This is a genomic window from Haloarchaeobius caseinilyticus (assembly GCF_051207395.1).
Lineage (GTDB): Archaea > Halobacteriota > Halobacteria > Halobacteriales > Natrialbaceae > Haloarchaeobius.
This window is the reverse complement of record NZ_JBPJZC010000001.1, coordinates 15,957-28,985: the sequence shown is the minus strand read 5'-3', so window position 1 is coordinate 28,985 and position 13,029 is coordinate 15,957. Positions and strand designations below refer to the sequence as shown.

General features: G+C 63.7%; 15 protein-coding genes. 10 read left to right on the top strand and 5 right to left on the bottom strand.

Annotation, left to right across the window (positions count from 1 at the left end):
- Nucleotides 1–16: 16 nt before the first annotated feature.
- The 3 genes from ACSC1P_RS00170 (at nt 17) to gdhB (ending at nt 2,254) form a co-directional block, all read left to right on the top strand.
- Nucleotides 17–145, top strand: a complete 129-nt coding sequence (locus ACSC1P_RS00170; RefSeq protein ID WP_435358103.1) for a hypothetical protein — start codon at nt 17–19, stop codon at nt 143–145.
- Nucleotides 146–388: 243 nt separating this feature from the next.
- A complete protein-coding gene (locus ACSC1P_RS00165) occupies nt 389–769 on the top strand; it encodes a hypothetical protein (RefSeq protein ID WP_435358102.1) in 381 nt (126 codons plus the stop codon).
- A gap of 201 nt (nt 770–970) precedes the next feature.
- Nucleotides 971–2,254, top strand: a complete 1,284-nt coding sequence (gdhB, locus tag ACSC1P_RS00160; RefSeq protein ID WP_435358101.1) for a glutamate dehydrogenase GdhB — start codon at nt 971–973, stop codon at nt 2,252–2,254.
- Between the two features lie 104 nt (nt 2,255–2,358).
- Here gdhB and ACSC1P_RS00155 read toward each other — a convergent pair whose 3' ends face one another.
- Nucleotides 2,359–2,775 (bottom strand): hypothetical protein, encoded by a 417-nt coding sequence (locus ACSC1P_RS00155; protein WP_435358100.1) that lies wholly within the window; start codon nt 2,773–2,775, stop codon nt 2,359–2,361.
- A 120-nt stretch (nt 2,776–2,895) separates the two neighbouring features.
- On the opposite strand from ACSC1P_RS00155, the gene ACSC1P_RS00150 reads away from it, so the two are divergent.
- From ACSC1P_RS00150 to ACSC1P_RS00135, 4 genes are all read left to right on the top strand, one after another.
- On the top strand, nt 2,896–3,948 hold the full coding sequence (locus ACSC1P_RS00150; protein WP_435358099.1) for a DUF2332 domain-containing protein: 1,053 nt from the start codon (nt 2,896–2,898) through the stop codon (nt 3,946–3,948).
- Nucleotides 3,949–4,022: 74 nt separating this feature from the next.
- Nucleotides 4,023–4,868, top strand: a complete 846-nt coding sequence (locus tag ACSC1P_RS00145) for an HpcH/HpaI aldolase/citrate lyase family protein (RefSeq protein ID WP_435358098.1) — start codon at nt 4,023–4,025, stop codon at nt 4,866–4,868.
- An 80-nt stretch (nt 4,869–4,948) separates the two neighbouring features.
- On the top strand, nt 4,949–6,205 hold the full coding sequence (locus ACSC1P_RS00140) for a Glu/Leu/Phe/Val family dehydrogenase (RefSeq protein WP_435358097.1): 1,257 nt from the start codon (nt 4,949–4,951) through the stop codon (nt 6,203–6,205).
- A gap of 99 nt (nt 6,206–6,304) precedes the next feature.
- The gene (locus ACSC1P_RS00135) at nt 6,305–6,565 is read left to right on the top strand and encodes a hypothetical protein (RefSeq protein ID WP_435358096.1); all 261 of its coding nucleotides are present in this window, start codon (nt 6,305–6,307) and stop codon (nt 6,563–6,565) included.
- Between the two features lie 38 nt (nt 6,566–6,603).
- Here ACSC1P_RS00135 and ACSC1P_RS00130 read toward each other — a convergent pair whose 3' ends face one another.
- Nucleotides 6,604–7,278 (bottom strand): hypothetical protein, encoded by a 675-nt coding sequence (locus tag ACSC1P_RS00130; protein WP_435358095.1) that lies wholly within the window; start codon nt 7,276–7,278, stop codon nt 6,604–6,606.
- A 106-nt stretch (nt 7,279–7,384) separates the two neighbouring features.
- A complete protein-coding gene (locus tag ACSC1P_RS00125; protein ID WP_435358094.1) occupies nt 7,385–8,527 on the bottom strand; it encodes an acyl-CoA dehydrogenase family protein in 1,143 nt (380 codons plus the stop codon).
- 217 nt (nt 8,528–8,744) lie between these two features.
- Here ACSC1P_RS00125 and ACSC1P_RS00120 point away from each other — a divergent pair, with 217 nt between their 5' ends.
- The 3 genes from ACSC1P_RS00120 (at nt 8,745) to ACSC1P_RS00110 (ending at nt 11,521) form a co-directional block, all read left to right on the top strand.
- The gene (locus ACSC1P_RS00120; protein WP_435358093.1) at nt 8,745–9,572 is read left to right on the top strand and encodes an RIO1 family regulatory kinase/ATPase domain-containing protein; all 828 of its coding nucleotides are present in this window, start codon (nt 8,745–8,747) and stop codon (nt 9,570–9,572) included.
- A gap of 39 nt (nt 9,573–9,611) precedes the next feature.
- The gene (locus tag ACSC1P_RS00115; RefSeq protein ID WP_435358092.1) at nt 9,612–11,147 is read left to right on the top strand and encodes an aldehyde dehydrogenase family protein; all 1,536 of its coding nucleotides are present in this window, start codon (nt 9,612–9,614) and stop codon (nt 11,145–11,147) included.
- A 173-nt stretch (nt 11,148–11,320) separates the two neighbouring features.
- Nucleotides 11,321–11,521 (top strand): hypothetical protein, encoded by a 201-nt coding sequence (locus ACSC1P_RS00110; RefSeq protein WP_435358091.1) that lies wholly within the window; start codon nt 11,321–11,323, stop codon nt 11,519–11,521.
- Between the two features lie 256 nt (nt 11,522–11,777).
- Here ACSC1P_RS00110 and ACSC1P_RS00105 read toward each other — a convergent pair whose 3' ends face one another.
- Both ACSC1P_RS00105 and ACSC1P_RS00100 read right to left on the bottom strand, forming a co-directional pair.
- A complete protein-coding gene (locus ACSC1P_RS00105; RefSeq protein ID WP_435358090.1) occupies nt 11,778–12,590 on the bottom strand; it encodes a nitrilase-related carbon-nitrogen hydrolase in 813 nt (270 codons plus the stop codon).
- Nucleotides 12,587–13,021, bottom strand: a complete 435-nt coding sequence (locus ACSC1P_RS00100) for an SRPBCC family protein (RefSeq protein ID WP_435358089.1) — start codon at nt 13,019–13,021, stop codon at nt 12,587–12,589. The genes ACSC1P_RS00105 and ACSC1P_RS00100 overlap by 4 nt, the downstream gene beginning before the upstream one ends.
- Nucleotides 13,022–13,029 lie beyond the last annotated feature (8 nt).

Here is a 13,029-nt window from a genome sequence, read left to right as displayed (position 1 = left end):
ATATGTGGGCGGTCCCATGACCACCTCGAAACGACCGCTCACGACCAGAGAAACCGTGTTCCACAGCCGTTCCATCCAGCGCGGCGTCGCGTTCGTCTGGCTCGTCGTCCTGTTCACGACCGTCGTCCTCGGTCTGGCAGTCTGACGAAGCCGACAGTGCGACCCACACCCCACCCGACCACCCATCACCAGTGCCACGAGCACACGCTCACTATTCCCGGTCGAGAAACCGAATTCGTTCCCGATACCGATATTGTCGTATTCAGGTGTTTCAGGCCCTTCCTATGCTGTTTGGCTGTGCCATTACCATGTCGGCGCGACTTCGTCTATTCGTGTGACGAGGTCACCGCTCGACCTGGCCGCACGACGCACCCCCCTATCCATACTCATGAAACTACGAACCCAATTGTTCAGTGTCCTCGCGGTTGCACTCCTCGCCCTGGCCGCAGCAAGTGGTAGTGCAGTCGCCCTTCAAGAAGACGACAACGAGACGACGACAACGACAGCAGGTGAGAACACGACGACGATGGAAGAGACGACGACGATGATGGAGAACGAGACGACGATGGAGGAGACGACCATGGGCGAAGAGACCACCATGGGTGATGAAGAGACGACCATGATGGGCGGCGGTGAGGAGACTACCATGATGGGTGGCGAAGAAGAGACCGAGTCCGGCGAATCCGGCGGGTCGCCCGGGTTCGGTCCGGTCGCCCTCATCGTCGGTGTCTCGCTGACGGCGCTCGTCGCGCTGCACCGCGCTGACTAACGTCGGTCAGTAAATTTTCTCGAAACCGAGTTGCAACTTCTGCACAAACCCGAAGTATTATACGAAGGGTTTATGCGTTCCTCTCGTGAAATCCGTGTAGATGCGCCGGATTCGCTCCCAGACAGGGACGGACGACCGGCGATTTCTGGACTGGCTCCGTGCCATTGTGACGCACAACCAGCCCCAAATCACTTCGTAGTCATGGCATCAGCGACATCCACAGAGACGGAAGAAGAACAGCACGAAGAGAGCGCAGTCGAAACCGCCCGGCGACAGCTGGAGCGTGCGGCTGCCCACCTCGACGTGGACACCGGCGTCATCGAACGCCTGCACCACCCAGACAAGGTCCACCAGGTGTCGATTCCGCTCGAGCGTGACGACGGCACGACCGAGATTTTCACCGGCTACCGCGCCCAGCACGACAGCGTCCGCGGCCCGTTCAAGGGCGGGCTCCGCTACCACCCCGGCGTCAGCGCCGAGGAGTGCATCGGCCTCTCCATGTGGATGACCTGGAAGTGTGCCGTGATGGACATCCCGTTCGGCGGCGGCAAGGGTGGCATCGTCGTCGACCCGAAGAACCTCAGCACCAAAGAGAAAGAGCGCCTGACCCGGCGCTTCGCCGAGGAACTCCGCGACGTCATCGGCCCGAAGCACGACATCCCGGCCCCCGACATGGGCACCGGTCCGAAGGAGATGGCGTGGTTCATGGACGCCTACTCCATGCAGGAAGGCGAGACGACGCCCGGCGTCGTCACGGGTAAGCCGCCGGTTATCGGCGGTTCATACGGCCGTGAGGAGTCTCCCGGTCGCTCGGTCGGTATCATCGCCGAACAGGCAATCGAATACTACGACTGGGATATGGCGGACACGACGGTCGCCGTGCAGGGCTTCGGTTCGGTCGGTGCGTACGCCGCCCGCTACCTCGACGAGAAGGGGGCCGACGTGGTCGCCGTCTCCGACGTCGACGGCGCCATCTACGACCCCGACGGCCTCGACACGCAGGACGTCGAGGACCACGACGCACGACCCGGCATGGTCTCGGGCTACGACGCGCCGGAGACGCTCACGAACGAGGAACTGCTCGAAATCGACGTCGACGTCCTCATTCCGGCCGCCATCGGCAACGTCCTCACCGCCGACAACGCGAACGACGTTCAGGCGAACATGATCGTCGAGGGTGCGAACGGCCCGACGACCATCGCCGCCGCCGACGTCTTCGAGCGCCGCGAGATTCCGGTCGTGCCGGACATCCTCGCGAACGCGGGCGGTGTCACCGTCTCGTACTTCGAGTGGCTGCAGGACATCAACCGCCGCCAGTGGTCGCTCGAACGCGTGAACGAAGAACTCCACGAAGAGATGCTGAAAGCGTGGACCGCGGTCCGGTCCGAGCACGAGGCACGCGACGTATCCTGGCGTGACGCGACGTACATCGTCGCGCTCTCGCGCGTCGCCGAGGCCCACGAGGCCCGCGGGCTCTGGCCATAACGTCTCGGTCGATTCTCGGTCGTATCCTCCCGATTTCGTCGTGTGTGCGAGCGACCGTTAGTCCGTCCGCTCGTCGAGGTCCTCTCGCTTCGCCACGGACGGTCTCACTCTTCCACGAGGTCGGCCGGTGGTCCCATATACGACTCGAACGTTCGATACTGTTCGTCTCCGTGCTCGTCGAGGTGTCTGATGACGTACTCGTTCGGCACTCTGTTCGGGAACTCGACGACCAGCCGGTAGTAGTAGACGGACGGGCCGCTGAGAACCAGTTGACCCTCTCGTTCGTCCCGAAATATCTGCATCGTCACGTGCAGTCGCTGGTCGTCGCCGCGGGATTCGACGCGGATTTCGCCCGGGGCGAACCGATGTCTCGAATCGCCGTTTTGCGCCTGCCCGATGACGACGACCGGGCACGGTCCGGCCACGAAGTCGACCGTCGCCCAGTCCGACTCGGGTACCGGATGGACGTGTTTCGGGAACTGTGTGAACTCCGTTCGGACGATTCCGTCGCCGTTGTCCATACGTGCAGCGACGTGACTACCGACCAAGAAACCGCGGCTGGCACCGCCGACGGGACTCGATTCGCCCCCGTCGCTCTCCGCATCGGCCGCGCTTATCTCGATACGGGCAGAAGACAGTGCGTGTCTCTCGCAGCCCACTTCCGCGACTTCGCCCGCTGGTGTGACGACACGTCGCCCCTGTACGCCAGCCTCTCGCACTCCATCGCGGCGGCCGACGACGTGCTGTCTGTCGCAGCGGCTGTACCCGACGACCAGCCCGGCCCGAACAACCTATTCGCGGCCGTCCACGCGCTGGTGCTCCGCGGGACCGACCACGAACTCCGGGCGTTCTACCCGAGCGTGGTCGGTCCCGAAGCGACGACCGACCCGACCGAGTCCGACCCGTTTCCGGCCTTTCACGACTTCGTCCTCACGAACGAAGCCGCAGTCCGTGACCTCGTCGCGACTCGCCGAACCCAGACGAACGCGGTCGGTCGCTGTAGCGTCCTCTATCCTGCGTTCGCTCACGTGGCGGCCGCGGTCGATGGCCCGCTCGCGCTCGTCGACGTGGGGGCGAGTGCCGGACTCAACCTCTCGTTCGACCGGTATCGCTACGAGTACGAACTCGCCGACGGCGAGGCACTGACCGTGGGAATCGACGATTCGCCGGTCACAATTCCGGGAGAAGTCCGCGTCGGCGACCCACCGCTGCCAGCCGACCCGCCGACCGTCGCCTCCCGGGCCGGTATCGACGTGAACCCGCTGGACGTGACCGACGATGCCGACGTGAACTGGCTCCGTGCGCTCGTCTGGCCGGAGCACACCGACCGACACGAGCAACTGCGCGATGCGGTCGCGCTCGCCCGCGAGGACCCTCCACGAATCGTCGAAGGGAACGCGCTCGACCTGCTGCCGACCGTCGTTCGGGAGATCCCCGCCGAGTACGCCGTCTGTATCTACGACACGCAGGTACTGTACCAGTTGACCGACGCGGAGCGCGAGCGATATCGGGGCGTCCTCTCCGGTATCGCGTCGAGCCGTGACCTGCACTGGGTGTCGGGCCACCAATCAGTCGACGTCGACGGTGCGCCAGCTATCGAACTCCGCCACGCCGAGGTCGGCACCGAGGGAAGCGACCCGACCGTAATCGCCCGGTACGAATCGCACGGTCGGTGGCTACACTGGCTCGGCTGAGCGCCCGTGTTTCGTCGGCCAGCATCCCGTCGCCGACGGGTGGATTCAACACCCCTCCAGTCGTCGGGTTTCGCATGGTCAGACGAAGCGTCCTGTTCTCCCCGGGCGACCGTCCGGAACTGATGCGCAAGGCCCCCAACACTGGAGCCGACACGGTCATCTTCGACCTCGAAGACGCGGTGGCTCCACAGCGAAAGGAGGAAGCCCGTGACGCCGTCCGGGAGGTACTCTCAGACCCCGGTTTCGACCCTGACTGCGAAGTGTGTGTCCGGGTGAACCCGCCCGAGCAGGGGATGGAGGCTGACGTGGCCGCGATTTCGGGCGACGACTGTCGACTCGACGCCCTCATGCTCCCGAAAGCGACGGGCGGCCGAGACGTGCGAATCCTCGACGGCGCGTTCCCCGGCGAGACACCACCGGTCCTCGCACTGGTCGAGTCGGCGGCGGGCGTCCTCGGTGCGGCCGACATCGCGGCGGCCGAACCGACCGCGGCGCTCGTCTTCGGTGCGGAAGACCTCTCGGCGGACATCGGTGCGACACGGACGAGCGAGGGAACCGAAGTGCTCTACGCGCGCGAAAAGGTCGTCGTCGCCGCCGCCGCACACGACAAAGCGGCCATCGACACGGTGTACACCGACATCGAGGACACCGACGGCCTCGCAGCGGAGACTCGCTTCGCCATCCAACTCGGCTACGACGGGAAGATGGCGATTCACCCGGCACAGGTCGACCCAATCAACGACGCGTTCACGCCCGACGACGAGCGCATCGAGTGGGCACAGCGAATTTTGGAGGCGAAGGAAGCGGCCGACGCCGAGGGTCGCGGCGTGTTCCGCGTCGACGGCGAAATGGTCGACGCGCCGCTCATCGCACAGGCCCAGCGGGTCGTCGAGCGGGCCCGCGCAGCCGGGAAAATATAAGGCCCTTAGATTGGCTTTAATCCTATTTATAAATTATAATTTCGCCACGCTTAACCCCCCCGTCCGAGTGGTGTTGACTGATGACAGACGAGGCCAATCCCTTCGAGAGTCTCCAGGAGCAGATCGACGACGCCGCCGCCTACGTGGACGTGGGAGAGGACGTACTCGAACGCCTCAAGAATCCCGAACGAGTGCTCGAAACGAACCTTTCGGTCGAACTCGACGACGGGTCAGTCGGCCTGTTCCGAGCGTACCGGTCGCAGTTCAACGGTGACCGCGGCCCGTACAAGGGCGGTATCCGCTACCACCCGGGCGTCAGCCGCGACGAGGTCAAAGCGCTCTCCGGGTGGATGGTGTACAAGTGCGCGACCGTCGGCATCCCGTACGGTGGCGGCAAGGGTGGCATCGTCATCGACCCCGCGGAGTACTCCGCAGACGAACTGGAGCGCGTCACGCGCTCGTTCGCGAAGGAGTTGCGCCCCATCATCGGCGAGGACCGCGACATCCCCGCCCCCGACGTGAACACGGGCCAGCGTGAGATGAACTGGATCAAGGACACGTACGAGACGCTGGAGAACACGACGGCGCCCGGCGTCATCACGGGGAAGGCCATCGAGTCTGGCGGCAGTGAAGGCCGCGTCGAGGCGACCGGTCGCTCTACGATGCTCGCCGCCCGAGAAGTGTTCGGCTACCTCGACCGCGACATCTCCAGCGCGAAAGTCGCCGTACAGGGCTACGGGAACGCGGGCTGGATTGCGGCGAAACTCATCGACGAACTCGGCGCAGACATCGTCGCTGTCTCCGACTCCTCCGGCGCAATCCACAACGCCGATGGCTTCGACCCCGTCGCCGTGAAGGACTTCAAGCGCGAGACTGGCTCCGTCTCGGACTACGAAGGCGCAGAGGAGGAGTTCTCGAACGAAGACCTCCTGACGATGGACGTGGACCTGCTGGTTCCGGCAGCCCTCGAAAACGCCATCGACGGCGAACTCGCCGAAGAAGTGCAGGCCGACGTCATCGTCGAGGCCGCGAACGGGCCGCTCACGCCCGAGGCCGACGACGTGCTCACCGACAGTGACGTTCACGTCGTGCCGGACATCCTCGCGAACGCGGGCGGTGTCACCGTCTCGTACTTCGAGTGGGTCCAGAACCGCCAGCGCTTCTACTGGTCGGAAGACCGCGTCAACGACGAACTGGAGACAATCATCGTCGACGCCTTCGACCGCATGACCGACGCCTACGAGACCCACGACGCGCCGAACTTCCGGACGGCGTGTTACGTCAACGCCATCCAGCGCGTCGTCGACGCGTACGAAGGCGCGGGCAACTGGCCCTGAGTAACGGCTCCGACTCTCACACCCGGTTTCTGCAGTTTTCGGTTCGACTCGTGCTTCCGGTGGATTCTTACCCACACGACCGATAGCTGTGCCAAGAGTATGCAAGGTTCCCAGCAGTCGCCGCTCGACCGAGTCAAGGAGGTGCTCAAGGCGCACCCGCGAGCCTACGTCGTCGTGCTGTTCACCTACGGTCTCATCGTGTTCCCGTGGCTGCGGGCACAGGGCCTCCAGCCAGTCGGCGCGGTCATCGGCGTCGCGTTGCTCGCCGGGATGTTCGTCGTGTTTACTGGGAATCTCGAACGGGCACAGGAGACGCTGAAGCGACAGAACGACGACGAGAACGAGCGACGCGGGTTCTGAGCGGTTGGAATCTCTGTTTGACCCAATGATAGGATGAATCAGTCCTCGAACAGTGGTTCCAACGGTTTCATAGATTCCAACACAATCTCTGCGAGAGCTTGGTCCATCCATGGTTGATCAACCGGTTCCGGGTCCACTATTTCCTCAGTGACAATAACTAAAATCGAACCATCCTCGAGTTCTTCGTTCCGCGTAACCGGCAAGTCGAGCAACCAACTTCGACCGTACTCCTCGACTATCGAGGGCGTGAACAGCATCAACCAAGTCGGGAGGTCGATATGCCCGGCAGCAAGCCCTTCGTCGCTGATTGGTGAGACGATTCGGGTTTCGCGTGGTACAGAGAGTGATTCGATGAGCTCTATCCGCCAGTCGTGCATTCCGAACACGTACTGTGGGGCCGTTCGGTCGTAGATGCTCCGAACTAATTCGAGGAGTGCCTCTAACGCTTCCTCACTAGATTCAGACGCGAGTTCGTCACAGAGAACAGTCAACTCTACGAAATCTGTGCTACAACTGTAGGGATGTTCATCGGACGGCCGGAATCGGACTTCTCCGCGAATCGACTCGGTGTAAAAGGAGGCCGAATTCGTGGTGTCCTGGATACACCTAACGCCGTCATCCCCGTCGAACATATCTACCATGCTCTCGAAGCCGCTCCGGGGGGAATCGTCGTAGATGAAGTTTGTGCTGATGTAAGATTCAATAGTTGACATACGAGATGTGACTACCTATTCGAACAAATAACTACAGGTCGTAACTAAACTGGATAGAACCGTCTGAGACAGCGTATATCGGTCGAAGTGGGAACTTTATGCCCGGTTACAAGCCGATTTCGCGCCCGATGACGAGGTGCTGAATCTCGCTCGTCCCTTCACCGATTTCCATCAGCTTCGCGTCGCGGTAGAACCGCTGCGGAGCGAAGTCCTCGGTGTAGCCGTAGCCGCCGAGCACCTGCACGGCGTCTTCGGCGACCTTCCGGGCGGACTCGGAGGCGTCGAGTTTCGCGAGTGCGGAGGACTTGGTGACGCGCTGGCCCTGGTCGTACTCCCACGCGGACTTGTGGGTGAGCAGGCGCGAGCGCTCGACTTTGCGCTCCATGTCGACGACCTTGTCGCGGATGGCGTCGAACTTCGAGATAGGCTGGCCGAACTGTTCGCGCTCTTTCGAGTACGACTTGGCGGCCTCGTACGCGCCCTGTGCGAGTCCGGTCGAGATGGCGGCGATGGAGATGCGCCCGCCGTCGAGCGTCTTCTTCGTCTGCTTCCAGCCGTCGCCTTCCTCACCGAGCAGGCGGTCCTCGGGGATGCGCACGTCGGTGAGTTTGATTTCGCACGTCGGCGAGGCGTTCAGGCCCATCTTGTCCCAGACCGTGGTGACCTCGAACCCGTCGTCTTCCTCGGGGTCGACGATGAACGTCGAGATGCCGTCGTAGCCCTCACCGGGCGCGGTTACGGCCTTGACGAGGACGCTACCCGCGACGTTCGCGTTCGTGATGAACTGCTTCGTGCCGTTGAGGACCCACTCGTCGCCGTCTTTCACGGCGGTCGTGTCCATGTCGGAGGCGTCGGAGCCCGAACCGGGTTCGGTCAGCGCCCACGCGCCCATGTACTCACCGGAGGCGAGCGGGGTGAGCCAGCGTTCTTTCTGCTCGTCGGTGCCGAACAGTTCGAGCGGCTTCGACGCGAGCGACGTGTGGGCGACGTAGGAGAGGGCAACAGAGCCAGAGACCCGGCCTAGTTCCTCGGCGACGACGGCGTACATCAGTGTGTCTCCGCCGAGTCCGCCGTACTCTTCGGAGATGGGCACGCCCATCACGTCGAGCTTTCCGAGTTCGTCGAAGACCTCCTCGGGGAACCGGTGTTCGTTCTCTATCTCCTGTGCGATGGGCTCTATCTCCTCGTCACAGAAGCGTCGAACCTCCTCCTGAATCATCCGGTGCTCGTCGGGGAGCGCGAAGTCCATACGCAATGCTTGCCCAGAACGGAAATAAAGTCTTCTGTAGCCACCCCACCCCCGACCGGGGCACCGTTGCTCGATTTCTGCTTGCTCCACCCGGGCGACGACCCACCCGGATTCAGCGTAGTCACGATGGTGCTCGCGGTGGTCGTCGGTCGCGCTCCACCGGCAGGACTGACCGCCGACAAGAGTTTTCTTTGCCCGACACCTCGTACTCCGCAGTATGGCGTTGCGGAACTGGGTGCGTGGAACCGTCCCGTGGGAAGACCTGGAGCAGGTCGGTCGCGAGTTAGCACGCCGCAGTCCCGACGACCGCATTCGTATCGAGTTCCTCGACGCGGACAACTGGCTCTCGACGCCGATGGTCGTCGACGAGCGCTGGTTCGTGAAGGTCGTCTCGCCGCAAAACTCGTTCGTCCACACGCTGTTCACGACCGGGCGCAACCTCGGGGCGTTCTCCTCCGGTACCGAGGGGTTCTTCGACCACTTCGCTACCCCGATACACATGGCCGAACACGAGTTCGCGGCGACGACGCGCATGCGCGCCATCGGTCTGAGGGCACCCGAACCAGTCGAGACGTTCGCCGTCGGCGACCTCGGCGTCCTCGTCCTCGAATACCTGCCCGACTTCCGGACGCTGGACCAGCTGTCGGTCGTGGAGACGCGAGCCCTCGCCGAGCCGCTGTTTCGCGTGCTGTTCCAGCTTCACCAGCACGAACTGGTCCACGGCGACATGCGCGGCGAAAACGTCCTCGTCGTCGACGACGAAATCGTCTTCATCGACGCGACCAGCGTCCGTGAGGAGGGACTCGACGGCGCACGTGCGTACGACCTCGCGTGCGCGATGGCCGTCCTCACGCCGGTGCTCGGTGCACGCGAGACCGTCGCAGTGGCGGCGCGCGTCTACCCCGCGACCGACCTGCTCGCCGCCAGAGAGTTCCTCGACTTCGTCAACATGCGACCCGACCACGACTTCGACGCGGGCCTCGTCAAAGGCGAGATAGAGAAAGTGGCAAATCGACAGCAAGACGGCGGTCGGTCGGGCACATAGCAGGCTTTTTGACCCGTCCCGGCGAAAATTTTGCCTGTTATGAGCCAGCAGGCTACCGGCACCTACCAGCACTACATCGGCGGTGAGTGGACTGACGGTGAGAGCGAGGAGACCTTCGAGAGCGTCAACCCAGCGACAGGGGAGACACTGGGCGAGTTCCAGCGCGGGACGGAAGCCGACGTCGACGCGGCACTCGCCGCGGCCGACGACGCGTTCGAGGAGTGGAAAGAACTCTCGCACATCGACCGCGCAGAGTACCTCTGGGAGGTCTACCACGAGCTGCGAGAGCGGACCGAGGAACTGGCCCAGGTCGTCACGAAGGAGTGTGGCAAGGAGATCTCCGAGGGCCGTGCCGACGTCATCGAGGCGTACCACATGGTCGAGTGGGCTGCCGGTGACGCTCGCCACCCGAAAGGCGACGTGGTCCCGTCCGAGATTCCCGCGAAGGACGCCTACATGCGGCGCAAGCCTCGCGGCGTCATCGGCTGCATCACGCCGTGGAACTTCCCGGTCGCCATCCCGTACTGGCACATGGCTGTCGCACTGGTCGAGGGCAACACCGTCGTGTTCAAGCCCGCCGAGCAGACGCCGTGGTGCGCACAGATCGTCGCGGAGATATTCGAGGACTCGGGTATCCCGGACGGCGTGTTCAACATGGTACAGGGCTTCGGCGACGTCGGTGCGAAGGTCGTCGACGACGACCGCACGGACACTGTCCTCTTTACGGGGAGCGCCGAGGTCGGCCACGAGGTCGCCTCGAAGGTCGGCGGCACGCCCGGCAAGCTCGCCGCGTGTGAGATGGGTGGCAAGAACGGTATCGTCATCACCGAGAAGGCAGACCTCGACATCGCCGTCCACTCGGCCGTGATGTCCAGCTTCAAGACGACCGGCCAGCGCTGTGTCTCCTCCGAGCGCCTCATCGTCCACGAGGACGTCTACGATGAGTTCAAAGAGCGCTACGTCGAAATTGCGAAGGAAGTCTCCGTCGGCGACCCGCTCTCGGAAGACACGTTCATGGGGCCGGCAATCGAGCCGGGCCACGTCGAGAAGATTCGCAAGCACAACGAACTCGCTCGTGAGGAGGGCGCGAACGTCCTCGTCGACCGCTTCGAACTGGAAGCCGACGAGATTCCGGAGGGCCACGAAGACGGCAACTGGGTCGGCCCGTTCGTCTACGAAATCGAGTACGACACCGACCTCCGGTGCATCAACGAGGAGTGCTTCGGCCCGCACGTCGCCCTCATGAAGTACTCGGGCGACATCGAGGACGCCGTCGACATCCACAACGACACGCCGTACGGCCTCGCCGGTGCCATCATCTCCGAGGACTACCGCCAGATCAACTACTTCCGCGACAACGCCGAAATCGGTCTCGCGTACGGCAACCTGCCGTGCATCGGTGCGGAGGTCCACCTGCCCTTCGGCGGTGTGAAGAAGTCCGGCAACGGCTACCCGTCGGCCCGTGAGGTCATCGAAGCCGTCACGGAGCGTACCGCGTGGACGCTCAACAACTCGAAGGACATCGAGATGGCGCAGGGGCTGTCTGCGGACATCAAGACGTCCAGCGACGATTGAGCGAGGAGAACCGGCCGTCAGGCTGTGCTCGACCAGCAATCTCGCTGGAACAGGGTGACGACTGAACGGTAACACGACTCCGCTACCTCCGTTTTTTCAGGGATTCTGGGTTACGGTGGCGACACCGTCAGTATCCGGAACAGGTTTTGTACCCGGTCGTGCAAAACATTGTCATGGTTACTGAACTACTGTCACGACTGACGAGTCGGTTCGATCGCGCGGGCGACGAACCCTCGGCTCGAACGTCGGGACAGTACGACGGCCACGGCGTCGACGGTGGCGACACCAGCGCCGCAGCGCAAGCGAGAGCACTCCAGGCCGTCCATCGGCGCGCCATCGACGCGCAACGAGACCTCTACCGTCGTCGACACTGAGCTGTCGCTCGTTCTTGGTACAGAAGACATCGGTAGAAGCGAGACGCCGTGCGCCACCGTGCGCGTCTCCACTCGTGCAGTGGTAGAGGCGAGATGTGGCCGAGTCGCGCTAGGCTCCTAGGTAGCCCCGCGAATCGGCCTGTGGGCGCGGGCGTGGGTGCGACGGGCGTTGATTGCCGGGGTCGACGTGAAAAGCGTCTTACCGGCATCAGACGCTTGGGCGGCCTGTCGTATAAACCCCGTGGCTTCGTACTCGCTACGTTCGCCGGTCACCGAGTGCCGGGAACTCGTCGCGCACGCGGGCGACTTCGTCGGGGTCGGCTTCGGCGACGACGAGGTCCGGCTGGTCGTCGGTCGTGGCGACCGGGGTTCCCCACGGGTCGAACACGGTGGAGCGGCCGACGAGCGTCGCGTCGTCGAAGTCGGCGCTGGCGTTGATGGTCGCGACGTACGAGAGGTTCTCGATGGCGCGGGCGCGTGGGAGCGTCTGCCAGTGTTCGACGCGGGGATAGGGCCACGCGGACGGGACGAGCACCATGTCCGCACCCTGCGCTTGCAGGTCGCGGTAGAGTTCTGGAAAGCGCAGGTCGTAACAGGTCGTCACGCCCACGGTGAACCCACCGAGCTCGGTGACGGGGACGCCCTCGCCCGGCGTGAGCAGTTCGGTCTCGGTCGAGCCGTAGCCGAACAGGTGGTGTTTCCGGTAGACGAGCTGGCGGCGGCCGTCGGCGTCGAACAGGACGGCCGTGTTCGCCAGCCCTTCGTCGGCGGGCGTGGGAACGTCGGTCTCGGCGGCGGTCGCTGCGAGGTCTTCGACGACACTGCCCGCGAGCAGCGCCACGTCGTGGTCCGCTGCGACCTCGGCGAGCCGTGCGAGTCGGTCACCGCCGAGACCCTGGGCGAAGCGAGCGTACGAGTCGAACGCGAAGTAGCCCACGTCGAACAGTTCCGGCAGTGCCACGAGGTCCGCGCCGCGTGCTGCGGCCGTCGTGATGGCTGACTCGGCGCGTTCGACGTTGCCCCGCACGTCGGCTGCTCCGACCGAAAGTTGGGCGAGGGCGAGTTTCATGCTGGCAGGTCGAGGTACTCGCGCATCGCTGCTTCGAGGTTGTCCAGTTCCTCGTCGAGGTGGCGCTTGAAGTAGCGTTCGACACCGGGTAGCTTGCCGTCGACGACGAAGAGATTCGTCAGTCGACAGCCCTCCTCGGTCGGGACTATCTCGTGTTCACCGGTCACTTTCATCACGCGCGAGCGACCCGTGAACTTCACGAACTCTGGTTCGCGGCGCTCTACGTCGCGCGTCTGGACCGGAACGGTCTTGTTGAGCAACGGAATCGGTAGTTCGACGTACCACGTCGCGCGCTTCCCAGTCTCGTCGTCGAGTTCGAACCGAGAGACGACGCTGATAGATCGTGCGCGAAGCTCTGGGTCTGCGATGAACTCCCAGACGCGCTCGGGACGCACCGGGAACTCGAACGTCCGCTCTACCCGGACTGTCATTGTACAAT

Excerpts from the sequence above, each read along its gene's own strand:
- ACSC1P_RS00170 (WP_435358103.1), top strand. The coding sequence starts at position 17 with ATGACCACCTCGAAACGACCGCTCACGACCAGAGAAACCGTGTTCCAC.
- ACSC1P_RS00165 (WP_435358102.1), top strand. The coding sequence starts at position 389 with ATGAAACTACGAACCCAATTGTTCAGTGTCCTCGCGGTTGCACTCCTC.
- gdhB (WP_435358101.1), top strand. The coding sequence starts at position 971 with ATGGCATCAGCGACATCCACAGAGACGGAAGAAGAACAGCACGAAGAG.
- ACSC1P_RS00155 (WP_435358100.1), bottom strand. The coding sequence starts at position 2,775 with ATGGACAACGGCGACGGAATCGTCCGAACGGAGTTCACACAGTTCCCG.
- ACSC1P_RS00145 (WP_435358098.1), top strand. The coding sequence starts at position 4,023 with ATGGTCAGACGAAGCGTCCTGTTCTCCCCGGGCGACCGTCCGGAACTG.
- ACSC1P_RS00140 (WP_435358097.1), top strand. The coding sequence starts at position 4,949 with ATGACAGACGAGGCCAATCCCTTCGAGAGTCTCCAGGAGCAGATCGAC.
- ACSC1P_RS00135 (WP_435358096.1), top strand. The coding sequence starts at position 6,305 with ATGCAAGGTTCCCAGCAGTCGCCGCTCGACCGAGTCAAGGAGGTGCTC.
- ACSC1P_RS00130 (WP_435358095.1), bottom strand. The coding sequence starts at position 7,278 with ATGTCAACTATTGAATCTTACATCAGCACAAACTTCATCTACGACGAT.
- ACSC1P_RS00125 (WP_435358094.1), bottom strand. The coding sequence starts at position 8,527 with ATGGACTTCGCGCTCCCCGACGAGCACCGGATGATTCAGGAGGAGGTT.
- ACSC1P_RS00120 (WP_435358093.1), top strand. The coding sequence starts at position 8,745 with ATGGCGTTGCGGAACTGGGTGCGTGGAACCGTCCCGTGGGAAGACCTG.
- ACSC1P_RS00115 (WP_435358092.1), top strand. The coding sequence starts at position 9,612 with ATGAGCCAGCAGGCTACCGGCACCTACCAGCACTACATCGGCGGTGAG.
- ACSC1P_RS00110 (WP_435358091.1), top strand. The coding sequence starts at position 11,321 with ATGGTTACTGAACTACTGTCACGACTGACGAGTCGGTTCGATCGCGCG.
- ACSC1P_RS00105 (WP_435358090.1), bottom strand. The coding sequence starts at position 12,590 with ATGAAACTCGCCCTCGCCCAACTTTCGGTCGGAGCAGCCGACGTGCGG.
- ACSC1P_RS00100 (WP_435358089.1), bottom strand. The coding sequence starts at position 13,021 with ATGACAGTCCGGGTAGAGCGGACGTTCGAGTTCCCGGTGCGTCCCGAG.